Here is a 15,327-nt window from a genome sequence, read left to right as displayed (position 1 = left end):
CCGCCTGAAAGGGGGCGATGCTGCCGAGGCGATTGAGTTTTTCGCAAAAGCACACCCTCAGTCGCGGCATATGCGCCTAGTTGCTGCGGCAGGATGGGGTTGAGGTGACCTATGGCTGATGTTCCCCTAAGGTGCGTAGCGATCAACTGAAGAAGGAACTGATCCGATATGTGGCTGACCGGCGTGGGCATCGTGCTGCTTCTGGCGATGAGCTTTTTCTTTTCCGGCTCCGAGACGGCGCTCACCGCATCGTCCCGTGCCCGCATGCATCAGCTGGCAAGATCGGGTGAGAAACGGGCCAGCCTTGTCGAAGAGCTCACCTCTGAAAAGGAGCGACTTATCGGGGCCATTCTGCTTGGCAACAACGTCGTCAACATCCTTGCGTCGACGCTTGCCGCCAGTCTCCTGATCCAGATCTTTGGGGAAGCGGGCATCGCTTACGCCACCATCGCCATGACGGCGGCTGTGGTGGTGTTCTCGGAGGTCCTGCCCAAAACACTGGCGCTTATCCGCCCGGAAGCATTCGCCCTAGCCGTTGCACCGGTCATCAAGCTGATCGTGCTGGTATTCGCACCCATCACTCTGGCCGTACAGGCGCTGGTAAACGTGATCCTGCGGCTTTTCGGACTCGATCCTGACGAGGCCAAATTGGTGTCAGGTCATGAAGAGATCCGGGGAACCGTGGACCTGCTACACTCCGAAGGCGAGGTGGTGAAGCGGGATCGGGACATGCTGAGCGGTATTCTGAACCTGCGGGACCTCGCAGTACGGGACGTCATGGTCCACCGCACCAAGATGTTCAGCCTCGACATCAACCAACCAGTCGAGCAGCTGATTGATGCGATCCTGGACAGCGCCTACACCCGAATACCAGTCTTCGATGCCAATCCAGACGAGGTGGTTGGCATTGTGCATAGCAAGGATGTCCTTAGGGCTCTTCTAAGATCGGGTGGCGATGCATCACAGCTGAACATCCGCAAAGTGATGACGCAGCCCTGGTTCGTGCCGGAATCGGTGCCCGTGGAAAAGCAGCTTTCCGGTTTTTTAAAGCGCCACACCCACATGGCCCTGGTGCTGAATGAAACTGGCGCCGTTGAGGGGCTGGTGACCCTCGAAGACATCATCGAAGAAATCGTCGGCGAGATCTCCGATGAGCATGATGAGCCCGATGATGACAGCTCTTTCGGCATCGAACCTCAAGCCGACTCCAGCTACGTTGTCGACGGCACGATCTCTATCCGCGATCTCAACCGATCGCTGGACTGGGATCTTCCAGATGACGAGGTCACGACAGTTGCAGGGATTGTGATCAGCGCAGCCAAGCGCATCCCTGACCCCCAGCAAGAGTACTTGGCGCATGGCTACCGCTTCAAGGTGCTCGAAATGGACAGGCACCGCGTTGCCAGAGTTCAGATTTTCCCTAACGGGGAGGGCGGCCCGACCGGATAGTACCTGGCGCGCCGTTGCGACTGTAAGCCACTAGGGCACGGCGCTCGCAGCCCCAGCGGGCCAAGGTATCAGGCTACTCGCTGCCGGTCTTGATCTCGAAGTCGGGGAAGGTGACCTCCACCGTTTTGGAGTATCGTTCGCCATTGCGCTTATCGTGGCGCATGAACTCGGCCGGTGCGATGACCACCTTGACGTCGTACGTGCCATCTCCTGGAACGGTGAGATTAGCGCCGTAGTGGTAAAGGCCGGGATGCCAGAGAAACGGCACCTGAATGGGTCCGACCGGAGCGCCGCCGGATTTCGGTGTGAGCGTCACCTCGATGCTTAGGCCCGGAACAAACCGGTGATCGCCTGCGTCGCTGATGGAGACCTCCAGGTGGCAGTTCTCTCCCTGTGGCTCTTGCCATTCCAGCTGGCCTTCGCCAACCAATCGGTACATGCCCTCAGCCTCTTCCTGGGCGATGCCGATGCGATAGTCGCCGACGGTTCGTTGGGCGCCATTGTCGGCTACTTCCTCAACCATGTATTTGAGCGCCTTCTGGTAGACGGCACCTTCTTCGCGGGCAATCCGCAGCTGGTTTTCATCAGCTTCGTTGCTGGGGACTTCATTGGGACCTGCCATGACGTTCTCCTACTGTTTCTTCTGACCACGCTCGAGGCGCGCGCTCTTCCGGCATGCGGAAAGGTGCAGGATTGAGTCCGTTCGGGCCTTATCCATCGAGCCCGACAATGCACCTTGCTTGACCGTGAGCCTGCTACTTAAAAGAATGGCCCCAGCATTGCACCGGGGCCATTTCATTCACGATCTGAACGGCCGGTTAGTCGACCATGCCGATACGGTTGTACTCAAATGGCTCAAGTCCACGAGCTTCGGTTTCATCATACGGGATGTCGTAGTAGTCTGCGCCACGACGGTACCCGGTGTACGGATAAGCATAGTAGCCACCGGTGCCCCAACCGACATCAGGCGAAACCACGGTTGCCCGCAGAGTACCATCAACGATGATGAGGTCGTTCACGTAACCGTAGTTCTCAGCAACGGTAGCGCCTTCAGGAGCCAGCCGCGCATACTCGCCGATCAACTCACTGGCGCGCCATACATAGGGGCCCGTTTCTGTGTCGTCGAACCAGCCGTCATCAACCTGCTGGATGTTCTGGGCAACACCATCGGCCGTGATGTAGTCCTGGGCGAAAAGCGAGTAGTCGCCGACCGTGTCTTCGGTCACCGGGACGATGACGTTGTCGAGGTTCACCTCGACCATCTCCCACGGGATGCTCACATGAGTATCACCGATGTCCCAGAAGCCCCCGATCTCTGCGATGATGGCGAGAGCCTGGCCGTTGGAACCGAACAGGACGTCATCGACCTCGCCGATCTCTTCACCGGTTGGGCCATAGACGTCCATGTCGTCCATCAACTCTTCGACGCTGACGCCAGGACCATAGAGATCATCGTAGCGCCAGTCCGATAGGCGAACGATTTCATTGGTCTGGACGGTGTTGTCCGGACCACCGACCGTATCGCCGACCTGCTCGTTCATGCCGTACGCACCGAACTCGGGTTCGTCGATCAGAAGGTCATTGTTGGTGTCGTACGCGCCATAAAAACCTGTTCCGAACTCATCCTCGGTCAACAACCCGTCGGGCTCGCGGTCCCAGGCCTCGAACGGCTCGTCGAAGGGACCCACTTCGTTGTTGAAGAGGCCGTACTCTTCCTCGGACAGCATCATGTCACGATCGGTGTCATACCGGCCAAACACGTCAGCGGAATAGGTGCCGAATTCGGTGTCAGTTAGGCCGAGATTCGCATCCGTGTCGTAGTCCGAATAAACATATGTCTGCTGTGCTAGCGCGGGAGTGGCGATGAGAACCGCAGCTAACGATATGGCTGTGCTTTTGCGTTTCATTCTCGTCTCCTTTGAATGGTTGAAAGATAACGCGGCGGCTGTTCCGCCCCGTCCTTGTAAGCCAACGAGACCAACGGGCGATGGTTGCGGCCATTACACTCCAGTAGCGGATGCGTGATCCTACAATCATCCTGGTGTTCTCCCGCCCGCAGGCACAGTGCAGCGCAATGAGGTACGGGTGCGAGGTGAACTCAGGGAGCTTTGGGCATGATGTAAGGCAAAACTTGCTCCTGCCACAGGTGAGGCTTCTACAAAGATGCTGCCAATCGGTTTACTACGCGCGGCGCAGCCCGTACGGATATTGTCGTCTCTGTTGTCGTGGAGCTCTGCGGGTTCGCCAGAACCCGATTGCCGTTGATCGCTTACTCTGACCTGTAAAAGGTCATGTCTGCCGATGAACCACTCTACTGCCGAGGAAACTCGCGCGCCCATGAGCTGGGCAATAGCCGCCGCGCTGCTGCTGTCCGCAGTCATTTGGTTTCCCGATACATATCCTGGAGTGCTGAGCGACGGTTCCCGCCTATCGGCAAGTTCATCGAGGTGGACGGAGTCCGTCTACACTATGTAGAAAAGGGTAGTGGGCCGGCCCTCGTCCTCCTGCACGGGCAGGGCGCTCTGCTCCAGGATTTTACCCAAACGTTATTGGAGCCGCTTGCCAAAATTATCGAGTAATCGCCTTCGACCGCCCAGGCTCTGGGTATAGCTCTCGCCCATCGGGCGTTTCCTGGACCCCGCAGCGACAGGCGGAACTCTTTCGGTCGGCATTGACACGGTTGCAGGCCCACAGGCCGATTGTCCTGGGACACTCATGGGGCGCTTTAACCGCTCTGGCCTACGGGATTGCCTATCCTCAGCATTGCGCGGGGCTGGTTCTGCTCTCGGGCTTCTACTATCCGATGGGGAGGCCGCTGTTGCACGTGTCGAGCTTGGCAGCTCAGCCTATCATCGGGCCATTGCTGTGCAACACCGTTTTACCGCCACTATCCAGGCTAAGCGAGCCCGTGAACTGGAGAGCGCATTTCGCTCCGCATGAGGTTCCGGAAAAGACAGCCCGCTACCCGTTCTCGCTCACCGCTCGTGCGGAGCAAACACGCACCTTTGCGCTTGAGAGTTGGCTTTTGGAACCCAGCGCGGCGCAACTCCAAGAGCGCCACCCTAATATGGAATTGACCACTGCCATCCTCTGCGGGGAATGCGATTCTGTACTGTCCTCACAGGACCACTCAGTACGCTTGCACAAAGCCCTGCCAAATTCCCGGCTCAAGCTCCTCCCAAACTGTGGGCACATGCCGCATTACACCCACTCTGGTGCGGTGCTCGAGGCAATCAAGGACGTCGCCCAGTAGTCCTTGCTCAAACATGTTGGCTCGCGAGGCGAAGCCATGCAGGTCCTTGCTTACCGACAGCAGTTTCAACAAGCGCTTGAGGTAGTGGCCCCTGCGGGCAGGAAGAGCCAGCTGAACTGCTCTCCACCTGTTTTGCTGAGGGAATGCGACGAGGTCCTGCTCAAGGAAAAGCTTCGCTGCCATGCATAACCAACCGCCGCCGCGATGATGATGTGGTCTGTGGACGTGTGTGGTTCTAGAGTATGGTGGAACACGATATGGATGAACGGACGACCAGACTCGTCGGTGGACATCGGAGTTATCATTTGCGGACCTCTGAATAGCCCCTAGATTTGTAGACGCCTTCTTCCCTAATTTTGAGGCAAGGAGGCCTACATGGGCAAAGGCAATTTCAGCGACGAGTTCAAGCGGGACGCGGTGCGTCAGATCACCGAGCGGGGGTATCCCGTTTCGGAGGTGTCGCAGCGTCTGGGGGTGAGTGCTCATTCGCTCTACGAGTGGCGCAAGAAGTATGCATCGGATGTTTCCAAGGGTGGGGATCAGGCCGATGAGATCCGGCAGCTTAAGCGAGAACTGGCGCGGGTCACTGAGGAGCGCGACATCCTAAAAAAAGCGGCCGCGTACTTCGCCAAGGATGCAAAGTGAGGTACGCGTTTGTCGCCGAGCATCGCCAGCAGTTCTGTGTGCGCACCATGTGCCGGTGCCTTTCCATCCATCCCAGCGGCTATTATGCGTGGCTCAAAAGCCCTTTGAGCAAAAGGGCGCGGGAAGACATTCGCCAGACCGAGCTGATCGAAGAGGCCTGGAAGCAGAGCGGCAAGGTTTATGGCTACCGCAAGCTGCATGACGACCTGCTGGACCAGGGCGAGACCAGTTGCGCCAATCGTGTTGCGCGCCTGGCCAGACTGGCCGGGATCAAGGCTCAGATCGGCTACCGGCGCCGGCCTGGTGCCTATGGAGGCAAGCCATCTGTGGTGGTCGACAATACCCTGGCTCGTCAGTTCGACGTCGATGCGCCGGACACCGCCTGGGTGACCGACATCACCTATATCAAGACCATGGAGGGCTTTGCCTATCTGGCCGTGGTCATCGACCTGTTCTCGCGCCGCGTCGTCGGCTGGTCACTACAAAGCCGGCAGACCAGTGAGGTCGTCCTTCAGGCCCTGCACATGGCTGTCTGGCGCCGAAAGCCACAGAACACGGTGCTAGTCCATTCCGATCAGGGCTCCCAGTTCACCAGCATGGACTGGGCTAGCTTCCTGCGACACCACAATCTGGTTCACTCGATGAGCCGGCGCGGCAACTGCCATGACAATGCTGTGGCCGAAAGCTTCTTCAACCTGCTCAAGCGCGAGAGGATCAGGCGTCGGACCTATCGGACACGGGACGAAGCCCGCCAAGATGTGTTCGATTACATTGAGATGTTCTACAACCCCACCCGAAAGCACGTCCGCAACGGCATGCTCTCACCCGTCGAGTTCGAACGGCGGCACCAAATCTAACCCCGAAGGTGTCTACAGAACAAGGGGCTATTCACTCGGTTAGACCTTGATGGGTTGGCGGCGCGCCCTCTCCGTTGCCCTGATTGTCGTCAGTGGTGCCGCCATATTGCTGACGGTGATTCCTGCTGTCCCGAGCAATGAATGGTGGATCAGGGTTTGGGATTTTCCCCGCTCCCAACTGCTCGCGGTAATAGTTGCCTGCCTGCTGCTTTCGCCCGTGGTGTTGAGCTTGCGTAAGGGGCCGGTGCTGATTGGATTGGCCGCCCTCGTGGGTGCCGGTGCCTGGCAGTCCTATAGGGTCTGGCCATACACCCCGCTTGCTGCGACGGAAGCTGTTGCCATGGCGTCGTGCCCCGTGGAATCTCGCCTGCTTTTGCTCACCGCGAATGTCCAAGTCAGCAATCGCACCTCCGAGCCACTGCTGACGATGGTCGACCAGACCCAGCCAGACCTGGTGCTTCTAGTGGAGACCAATCAGTGGTGGGACGAGGAGCTAGAGCCGTTCAAGCAAGCCTATCGTGAGCACATCTCTCAGGCTCGGGAAGACGGCTATGGCATGCATCTCTTCTCCCGCTATGAGCTGATTGAGCCGCAGGTCCGCTTCCTCCTTGAGGACTATGTGCCGTCGATTAAGACGGGCGTGAGGCTGCCCTCTGGCAGGGAGATCACGTTCCATGGTGTTCACCCGGTTCCCCCTCCTCTCGAGGACACCGAAGAGCGGGATGCCGAACTGCTGCTGATCGCCCGAGAAATTCGGGAGGAGCAAACCTCCGCTATTGTGGCTGGGGATCTCAATGACGTCGGCTGGTCAAGAACGACCCGCCTGTTCCAGGAGATCAGCGGAACCCTGGACCCCCGGATTGGCCGTGGACCGTTCCCGACCTTCAACGCAGACTGGCCCATCCTGCGGTGGCCACTGGACTATGTGTTTTTCGATCCCAGCTTTCGGCTCGTGGACATGGGGCTGATGGACCACGTGGGCTCCGATCACTTCCCACTCCTTATCGAGCTCTGTCATGCTCCTGAGCTTGTGTCGGTCCAGCGCAATGCAAGACCCAGCCCTGCGGAAGTTGAGAGAGCCAGCGAAGCCATACAGCAGGGTCGAGAGGAGGCCCGATAGACGCCAGACCGCTAGGGTGCTTCCGCCCCAGCAGTCGTGTCCACCAGCGGCACCTTTGACGCGCGTCTAGTCGCAGGCGAAGGCGCCGATGTCTTCCATCTCGGTCTCATCGTAGACCAGCTGAAACACCTGATCGCCCGGACTCCACTCGCCCTCGGCCAGAGGCTGAAAGGGGACCGCGTATTGTGTGAACAGGTCGAAGCCCAGATTTGGACTGATGATGATCGCCTTGGCCTCGTCGCCCGAAATTATCAGGTCTTGCACCCGCCCGAAGCTGACCCCGTCGCGGGTATCGACCAGATCGCCGATGAAGTTGGTGGCGCGCCAGGCACCTGCACCTGGATCGAGGTCATCGACGCCTGCGGTGATGCCGCCGGTAATTGCTCGGTACTCGGTCTCGCCATCCAGCAATTGATAATCGCCGACATTTGCTTCCATGATCGGGACCCGGGCCCAGCCTTCGCCGAACTCCACCACTTCCCATGGAACGCTGACATGGACGTCGCCGATGTCGAGAAAGCCTCCGATTTCAGCTATGAGCGCCAACACCTCTCCATCTGGACTGACGATCAGGTCTTCGGTCTCGCCGATTGCCTCTGCTCCCCGAACAGGCCCATAGACGTCGATGCCCGCGATCAGTCCGGCGACGCTGGTGCCGGAGTCGCGGCAGAAATCGTCATCCCAGTTGTTGACGATCACCGGCTCCAGACCTTGAGCCAGGGAGCTGCTCGCAAAACCGCAGCACAGCATAACCATAGGCGCGACGAGGGTGCGCTTCATCGGGTCCTCCTTTGTATGTCCTGATGGACTCAAACGAGACCCCCGTGATTTCGTTGCCCACCGGTGCAGCTAGTGAACCTGGCTCCGAACAATTCACGTGGCTCACAATGCGCAGTGACGCCATGGCTTCTTCTGCGCTTGGTCGAAGCCGTAAGACCGTCGCTCAGTGTGGCAGAGGTGCCGCAGCTGCTCGAGAGAGCTCGTCGCTTATCGCGTGATCAGTCGCTTATCGCGTGATCAAACGCGCAACGGAAACGTGGCGAATACATTTGCCGACTCTCATGAGTCCCTTAGTCAACCAGTCCTGCATTGCAGCCTCCACCGCCGAACCGCCACGACTGGCTGAATGGCCACTGCTGCAACGGCAGCCATCACCACCCAAATGGGGCGCCGCGGTGACCGGTTTGGGGCCGGTCGGAGATGGCCAGTGTGTGGGTTTGCCGCACCTTGCCGCAGAGTATTCGCGTAGAAGTAGAGGAGTGCCCATCGGCATGAAGCTGTTCGCCCCGACCCTTGCATTTGCCGTTTTTCTGATGAGCCTGGCTGGAGTTGCACCCTCAACGGCGAGCCCCCTCATTCAGATCATGCAAGGGGATCTCGGGCAAAGCCGACCAAGTGGCTGCCCGAGCAGGTGGTGCGCCTGCTACTTAGACAAGATCCTTGCCGAAGCAGGCCTGCAACCCCGCGGCTCCAATCGGGCTCGAGATTTCGCCACCTATGGGAAGCCGGCCCAGCCGGCCCAGTTCGGCGCTATCATGGTCATGCGCAATCACGTGGGGGTTGTAACTGGCCAGTGCCCAGATGGCCGCGTCCAGATCATCTCAGGCAACTACAGCCGCAAGGTGCTCCCGGGCTGCTACAGTGCTGCCAAGGCTATTGCTTGGCGCCGACCGTAGGCTCGTCAATAGCGCCCAAGCTGAGCTATTGGACGAGGATGGACCCATGCCGCGGAGCGGTTCTCCTCAACCTTCCGATAGCTGCTTAAGCGAAGCTAAGCCTTCAGAGCATACCGACAATCTCCAGCGCTACTTGTCGCTCTCAGTCAGCCCTTTGACGAACCAGCGCTGGAAAAAAATCACCACCGCGACCGGCGGAATGATGGCGAGCATGGCCAATAGGTTTGAACGCCCATACTCAGGCACTTGCTGACTGCCGTCCAAGCCTTGGGTGATCTGCTTGATGCCTTGGACCAGAGTGTACTTGCTTTCATCAGTGACGATCATGGTGGGCCAGAGATACTGGTTCCAGCCGTAGACAAACATGATGATGAAGATCGCCGCGATCATTGTTTGCGAAAGGGGAATGAGGATGTCGATGAAGAACCGGATGGGACCGGCGCCGTCGATGCGAGCCGCTTCCAGCAGTTCTTCGGGTACCGACAGATAGAACTGGCGGAAGAAGAAGGTCGCGGTAGCCGAAGCGATCAGCGGCACAATAAGCCCGGTATAGGTGTTCAGTAATCCGAGCTTCTGGGTGATCTCATAGGAGGGCACGATGCGCACCTCAAGCGGCAGCAGCAGGGTCGTAAAGATCAGCCAGAAGGCGACCATCCCAAAGCGAAGCCGGAAGTAGACAATGGCATAGGCCGCCATCATCGATATGACCACCTTGCCGATTGCAAAGCCGAGCCCCAGCACCAGTGAGTTCTTGAACATGTTGAGACCGGTGTTCGCACCGGAAAAGCTCATCGATTCAAAGAGGGCCTTCATCAGGTTCGGCCATAGCTGATCACCGAACTGAAGGCTGGGACCCGACTTGATCGTCTCGATGTCTGGCATGGAACTCATCTGCACCAGCATGAGGAGCGGCGCGACCATGAACAGCACACCCGCAATCAGGATTGCATGATCGCCAACAGCCTCCCAATTGAACTTGGCCCGGCGCAGTTGCGGAGTGGTCGTCGAGGCAATGATGGCGCGGCTCTCATAGATTTCAGCCATGATCGTCCCTCAGTTGTAGTGAATGCGACGTTCGACCATGCGGAACTGAAACACCGTCAGCAGCAGGACGAGAACCATGAGCACCACGGATTGCGCCGACGACCCGCCGATATCCTGGCCGCGGAACCCGTCCAGATAAACCCGGTAGACCAAGGTCACGGGGTTATCTCCAGGGTTGTTTCTCAGAATAGTGTCGATCGTCCCGAAGGTATCGAATAGTGAATAGGTGATGTTGGTGATCAGCAGGAAGAAGCCGGTAGGCGCGAGCAGCGGAAAGGTGATGGTCCAAAACCGGCTCACGGCCGAACGATTGTCGATCATTGCCGCTTCCACGACATTGCGGGGGATCGACTGCAGGCCAGAAAGGAAAAAGATGAAGTTGACTGGTATCTGCTTCCACACCGATGCCACGATCATGGCTATGGCCGTGTCGGCATAGTTCTGACGAACGCGGAAGTCCCAGCCGAACAACTCAAAGAAGCTGGTCAGCGGGCCCCAGCGCTGGTTGAACATGATGAGCGTGATGAACCCAGCCACTGGGGGCGCCACCGCATAGACCCACATCAACAAGGTCCGGTAGGTCTTGGCGCCGCGGATCACCTTGTCGGCCTTGACGGCCAGCAGCAGGGCGATGGCGAGCGAAAAGAACGTGACCGAGGTCGAGAACACTACGGTGAAGCCGGCATTGTTGAGATATTCCGGGCTGCGGAGGAGCCTCACATAATTCTCAAGTCCGACGAAGCTGGCACTGAACCCGAACGGGTCCTCAAGGAAGAAGGAGGACCGGAGCGCCTGTAGGGCGGGCCAGTAGAAGAACACGGCGATGATCGAGAGCTGCGGGAGCAGCAGCAGTATTGGCAGCCAATTTGAATCGAAGCCGGCGCGTTTCAAGACATTAGCCTCGCTTGGCAAGGAAATCGGCGGCCCCAAATTTGGGCCGCCGAGGGAGAGTCAAAAGAGCTTACTGTTGGGTCTGCGCGAAGCGGGCCAGCAGTTCGTTGCCTTCGGTCTCGATCGTGGACAGCGCGTCCTCAATGGTCGTTTCGCCGTTCAGAAAGCGGGCAAACTCACGGTTCTCCACGTCGCGGATCTGGACATAGAAGCCCATGCGGTAGCCGCGGGTGTTTTCACCGCTCTGGAGCGAAAGCTGCTGGATGGCGGTCTCAGCGGCGGGAGAGCGTTCATAATGGCCCTCCGCCTTGGCCAGTTCGTACGCAGCAGTGGTGATTGGCACATAGCCAGTTTCGCGGTGCCACATGTACTGGACTTCGGGTGAAGTCAGGTACTGGAAGAAGGCAGCAGTAGCGGCGTTTTCCTCCTCGGAGTGGCCGGCCATTGCGAACAGCGAGGCACCGCCGATAAAGGTCTGATAGCCCTCTTCGGTGATGGATTCCCAATAGGGGAGATAGGTGGACGCCCACTCGAAAGGCAATTCGGCAGCGGTGAGCCCACCGAAGTCGCCCGACGAGCCGATATACATGGCTGCATCGCCCTCGTTGAAGTGGGCCTGGTTATCATCCCAGCCCGTTCCAAAGAAGCCGAAGAGGCCGGCATCGAGCCACTCCTTCACCTTGGTGAAGTGCATGGCCATTTCAGGCGAGTTGATCAGGATTTCCGTGCCGTCAGCACCTTTATAGCCATTGTCGTTAGAGGCAAAAGGCAGGTTGTGGCGCGAATGGAAGTTCTCGACGAACTCCCACGGAATATGGGTCTGGACCAGGGGAATGTAGCCAGCTTCCTTGAGGGCCGGAGCCATCGCTTCGAAATCCTCATAGGTCGCCGGTGGGGCGTCGATGCCAGCTGCGCTCAGCGCATCCATATTGTAGTAGAGCACCGGCGAGGATGAGTTGAACGGCATGCCGATCATCTTGCCTTCGGTGTCTGCGAAGAAATAGCGCACGCCTGGAATGTAATCTTCGATGTTGAATTCGACACCGTTGTTCTCCAGCAGGTCCTGCACGGGGATGGTGGCGCCATTTGCACCGATCACCGTTGCGGCGCCGGCGTCAAACACCTGCACGACGTTGGGCTGCTCGCCTGCGCGGAAGGCGGCGATGGCAGAAGTCAGCGTCTCTTCGTAGGAGCCCTTGAATACGGGGGTGATAGCGTATTCGTCCTGGCTGGCGTTGAAGTCGGTCGCAATCTGATTGATCACGTCACCGAGATGCCCGCCCATGCCATGCCACCAGCTGATTTCAGTCTGAGCAAAGGCGGTGGTGGACGTCAGGGCGACGGTAAGTGCGGCGAGGGATAGGCGAACCATGGTTCTCTCCTGCATGACAAAAAGTATCAGCAGGAAGTTGTTGCCCCGCTGGCTCATCTAAGTGCGAGCCCCGCGTGCGTAGCAGCGGTGCTTTACAGCTGGGTGACGGGATCACGGCAGTTTGGTGACACTCAACTGGTGCCCTTCGGCTCAACCTGGCGAATGCCCGCAAAGCCCGCATCAGGGGTCGTCTGGGGCACTATAGTGGGGGCAGGCACGGGCACCGCTCGCAATGCATGGTGGCGTGAGCCCGCGCAGGCTCGCGCGTTGCCGGTACGAATTGGTGCCAGCGTGGAGATAGAGTTCGTACGGCGGCTGTGAACAGTTGCTGCTAGGGTTCCTTGCGCGGAACTGATCGCAGTTGCTCGAGCAAAAAAGCGTGCGTTGCCGGGTTTGCGACGATGAGTGCGCCGGTGCGCTCGAAAACCTCAGGTCCGCGGCCCCACCAGTCGGTAACGATGCCCCCGGCTTCCTCGACCAGAAGAATGCCAGCCGCCGTATCAACAAAGCCGGTCTCTTCATAGTAGCCGGTCAACCGTCCAGCGGCGACGTAGGCGCAAGAGTTTGCCGCGCTGCCGACGACCCGCACCGCTCCGATATTAGAGCGGATCATGTCCAGCCGTTGGTAGGCGCCCGGATAAAGCTGAAGGCCGGGGGTGGGCAGCCCGGTGCCCACGCACATAAGGCCGACCTCCGTTGAACGGCTAACATGGACGCGATCTCCGTTCAGCCACGCGCCACCGCCCTTGCTGGCCGTGAACATCTCGTCAGCAACCGGATTGTACACCAGACCGCAGAGCGTTTCCTGTCCACGCCGCAAGGCTATGGTGATGGTGTAGTGCTGACCGTTCAGGAAATTGGTGGTTCCGTCGATCGGGTCAACCAGCCACCGATGCTCCGGGTCGGCGCCATCGACGGGGGCGAACTCTTCGCCTGTCAGGCTCCAATCGGGATTGATGGCGAAGAGGCGCTTGCGGATCAGCTGCTCGGCCTCGCGGTCCGCGTCGGAGACGAAGTCTCCCGGGCCCTTGATGCCGATCTCAAGAGCTCGAAAATCGCGGAAGTGCTCAAGAGTAAGCGTGCCAGCGTCGCGCGCAATGGCAACCATTTCGTCGAGTATCAGGTCATAGTCGATTGTCATTTGACGAATGCGGCGAAGAGCCCCTCCGGGTCATCGGTTGTGATCTGGTCGACCTTGAGCGAAAGCAAGCGTTCGACCTCGGCAAGAGATTGGGGCGTGACCTCGCGAATTGTCCAAGCGTCGATGCGGCGGCCCGCAGCATGAATAGGGGCGACAATGTCGAAGCCAACCGCCTCCGCCGAGAGCACGATGTCATAGGCGAGATAAATCATTTCAGCCGTGGGCGCGGTCGCAAGTGCGTCGGCGATGAAAGTGGCGTAGTCGCCTGTTGCCTGGAGACGGGCAAGCGAGTCCCCGTAGCAGGGATCGTATCCGGTCCGCAGTGTTGGGGAAGCAGTCGCCAAGAGGCTGACGGCGGCGCCATCACCGCCTGATAAAATGAGGGAGCCCAATACCGGCGCGATGCTGGTCGCAAAGTTGGCGACCGTCCGGTCATCCAGAGCCGCGAGGTCTTCCTTCAGGTCGAGCTGCAAGAGCCCGTCTCCATGCGGAGGTGACTTGGTCAGCAGTGCGCAGAGATCCTCGAGCAGCATGACCCGGTCGGGCAGGGGCGTGCCGTCATTGGCACGGAGGGCAAGGCTCCGCAGAGTATTCGCGCTGGTCTCGCGGACGCGCCCAGTGCCGGTGGTTTCCTCCTCCAGCGCGAGATTGTGAAGAATGGCGAAGCCATTGTCGGCGTGGACCACGAGATCCACCTCGACGCTGGCGCCCAGTTGCATGGCCTCCACGATCCTGGCGCCGGTAAACACCGGATCACTGCGCTTGCGGCGCGCCCGGTGCCATTTGAGCCAGGTGCGATGTCCATCCCGTTCGATGTAGAGAGGTGCTGTCAATTCAGCTCCGATAGATCTGGCGATTGTTGCGGTAGGCATAGATGGCGCGTGGCTTGAGTTGGACGCCCTGACCGGACCTGAAAAGATCAGGATGAGAGACCACGGCCTTGAGACGGGTGCGATTGGGCAGATCGAGATCTACCAGGCCGTGGGTGCCGAAATCGGTCACCCGGTGGACCTTGGCTTGGCCAGGCTCCGCCGCCTCGATGTCCAGTGCTTCAGGGCGAACTGCCAGCATGGCTGCGCCATCGGAGACTGGAACTGGCACTGACAGGCCGTCGCTGGCGAAGATGCCGTCGCAGACCTCCCCTTCAAGCAGATTCATCGTGCCGATGAACCCTGCCACGAAGGGGGTTTGGGGATCGCGGTACACGACGTCAGGCCGATCGATTTGCTCGGTTCGGCCGTCGCGCATGACAATGATGCGATCTGCCATCGAAAGGGCCTCGTCCTGCCCGTGGGTAACGAAAAGCGTCGTGATCTTCAGCCGCTGCTGGATGTCGCGGACCTCCTCACGAAGGCGCTCCCGCAGATGCTGGTCGAGGCTCGCGAACGGCTCGTCAAGTAGCAATATTTTGGGTTCGAGCACCAGTGAGCGCGCCAGAGCCACACGCTGCTGCTGGCCCCCCGAGAGCTGACCCACATGGCGGTCGCCATAGCCGCCGAGCCCCACCAACTCGAGCACCGCCTCGACCTTGCTCCGGATTTCGCCAACGGGCAGGCGGCGGAGCTTCAATCCAAACGCCAGGTTCTTGAAGACGTTCATGTGGGTCCAAAGCGCATGGCTCTGGAAGACCATGCCTGTGGGGCGTTTCTCCGGCGGCAACTGCGTGATGTCCTCGCCATCAATGGTGATCAACCCCGAGGTGGGGCGCTCAAAGCCTCCCACAATGCGCAGCAAGGTCGATTTGCCCGAGCCAGAGGGGCCAAGCAGGCAAACGAGTTCGCCGTCCGCGACCTCGAGCGAGAACTTGTCTACCGCGACGACATTGCCGTTGGGGAAGACCTTGGTAACATCAGATATCTTGAGAAGGGACATAGTCTTC

Annotated in this window: 12 protein-coding genes and 1 pseudogene; 4 read left to right on the top strand and 9 right to left on the bottom strand. The window is 59.2% G+C overall.

What is annotated here, in order from left to right; genetic code table 11:
• Nucleotides 1-168 precede the first annotated feature (168 nt).
• Nucleotides 169-1,449: an HlyC/CorC family transporter gene (locus tag QOV41_RS12640; protein ID WP_284577041.1), complete on the top strand. Its 1,281-nt coding sequence runs from the start codon at nucleotides 169-171 to the stop codon at nucleotides 1,447-1,449.
• Between the two features lie 73 nt (nucleotides 1,450-1,522).
• Here QOV41_RS12640 and QOV41_RS12635 read toward each other — a convergent pair whose 3' ends face one another.
• On the bottom strand, nucleotides 1,523-2,071 hold the full coding sequence (locus QOV41_RS12635) for an iron transporter (RefSeq protein ID WP_284577039.1): 549 nt from the start codon (nucleotides 2,069-2,071) through the stop codon (nucleotides 1,523-1,525).
• A gap of 196 nt (nucleotides 2,072-2,267) precedes the next feature.
• Nucleotides 2,268-3,356: a PRC-barrel domain-containing protein gene (locus tag QOV41_RS12630; protein WP_284577038.1), complete on the bottom strand. Its 1,089-nt coding sequence runs from the start codon at nucleotides 3,354-3,356 to the stop codon at nucleotides 2,268-2,270.
• Nucleotides 3,357-3,994: 638 nt separating this feature from the next.
• Here QOV41_RS12630 and QOV41_RS19750 point away from each other — a divergent pair.
• The 3 genes and pseudogenes from QOV41_RS19750 to QOV41_RS12620 all read left to right on the top strand — a co-directional run.
• Nucleotides 3,995-4,702, top strand: a pseudogene (locus QOV41_RS19750) (alpha/beta fold hydrolase); the annotation flags it as partial.
• Between the two features lie 375 nt (nucleotides 4,703-5,077).
• A protein-coding gene (locus tag QOV41_RS12625) for an IS3 family transposase (protein WP_415926715.1) occupies nucleotides 5,078-6,204 on the top strand; the annotation gives its coding sequence in 2 pieces (ribosomal slippage) (nucleotides 5,078-5,318 and nucleotides 5,318-6,204; 1,128 coding nt in all).
• A 49-nt stretch (nucleotides 6,205-6,253) separates the two neighbouring features.
• The gene (locus tag QOV41_RS12620) at nucleotides 6,254-7,324 is read left to right on the top strand and encodes an endonuclease/exonuclease/phosphatase family protein (RefSeq protein ID WP_284577036.1); all 1,071 of its coding nucleotides are present in this window, start codon (nucleotides 6,254-6,256) and stop codon (nucleotides 7,322-7,324) included.
• Between the two features lie 66 nt (nucleotides 7,325-7,390).
• Here QOV41_RS12620 and QOV41_RS12615 read toward each other — a convergent pair whose 3' ends face one another.
• The 7 genes from QOV41_RS12615 to QOV41_RS12585 all read right to left on the bottom strand — a co-directional run bounded on the left by QOV41_RS12615 (nucleotide 7,391) and on the right by QOV41_RS12585 (nucleotide 15,320).
• Nucleotides 7,391-8,104 carry a PRC-barrel domain-containing protein gene (locus QOV41_RS12615; protein ID WP_284577035.1) on the bottom strand — a complete coding sequence of 238 codons (714 nt, stop codon included), beginning with the start codon at nucleotides 8,102-8,104 and terminating at the stop codon, nucleotides 7,391-7,393.
• 1,025 nt (nucleotides 8,105-9,129) lie between these two features.
• Nucleotides 9,130-10,044 carry an ABC transporter permease subunit gene (locus QOV41_RS12610; protein WP_415926718.1) on the bottom strand — a complete coding sequence of 305 codons (915 nt, stop codon included), beginning with the start codon at nucleotides 10,042-10,044 and terminating at the stop codon, nucleotides 9,130-9,132.
• Nucleotides 10,045-10,053: 9 nt separating this feature from the next.
• A complete protein-coding gene (locus tag QOV41_RS12605) occupies nucleotides 10,054-10,935 on the bottom strand; it encodes an ABC transporter permease subunit (RefSeq protein ID WP_284577034.1) in 882 nt (293 codons plus the stop codon).
• Nucleotides 10,936-11,005: 70 nt separating this feature from the next.
• On the bottom strand, nucleotides 11,006-12,307 hold the full coding sequence (locus tag QOV41_RS12600) for an extracellular solute-binding protein (RefSeq protein WP_284577033.1): 1,302 nt from the start codon (nucleotides 12,305-12,307) through the stop codon (nucleotides 11,006-11,008).
• A gap of 331 nt (nucleotides 12,308-12,638) precedes the next feature.
• A complete protein-coding gene (locus QOV41_RS12595; protein ID WP_284577032.1) occupies nucleotides 12,639-13,448 on the bottom strand; it encodes an inositol monophosphatase family protein in 810 nt (269 codons plus the stop codon).
• Nucleotides 13,445-14,281 (bottom strand): glycerophosphodiester phosphodiesterase, encoded by an 837-nt coding sequence (locus QOV41_RS12590; RefSeq protein ID WP_284577031.1) that lies wholly within the window; start codon nucleotides 14,279-14,281, stop codon nucleotides 13,445-13,447. Before QOV41_RS12590 ends, QOV41_RS12595 begins: the two co-directional genes overlap by 4 nt.
• Nucleotide 14,282: 1 nt before the next feature.
• Nucleotides 14,283-15,320, bottom strand: a complete 1,038-nt coding sequence (locus tag QOV41_RS12585; RefSeq protein WP_284577030.1) for an ABC transporter ATP-binding protein — start codon at nucleotides 15,318-15,320, stop codon at nucleotides 14,283-14,285.
• Between the last annotated feature and the right edge of the window lie 7 nt (nucleotides 15,321-15,327).

Origin of the sequence: Devosia sp. RR2S18 (assembly GCF_030177755.1) — a bacterium.
Lineage (GTDB): Bacteria > Pseudomonadota > Alphaproteobacteria > Rhizobiales > Devosiaceae > Devosia > Devosia rhizosphaerae.
Note: the sequence above shows the minus strand (reverse complement) of the source record. Positions and strands in the feature narration are given on the sequence as shown.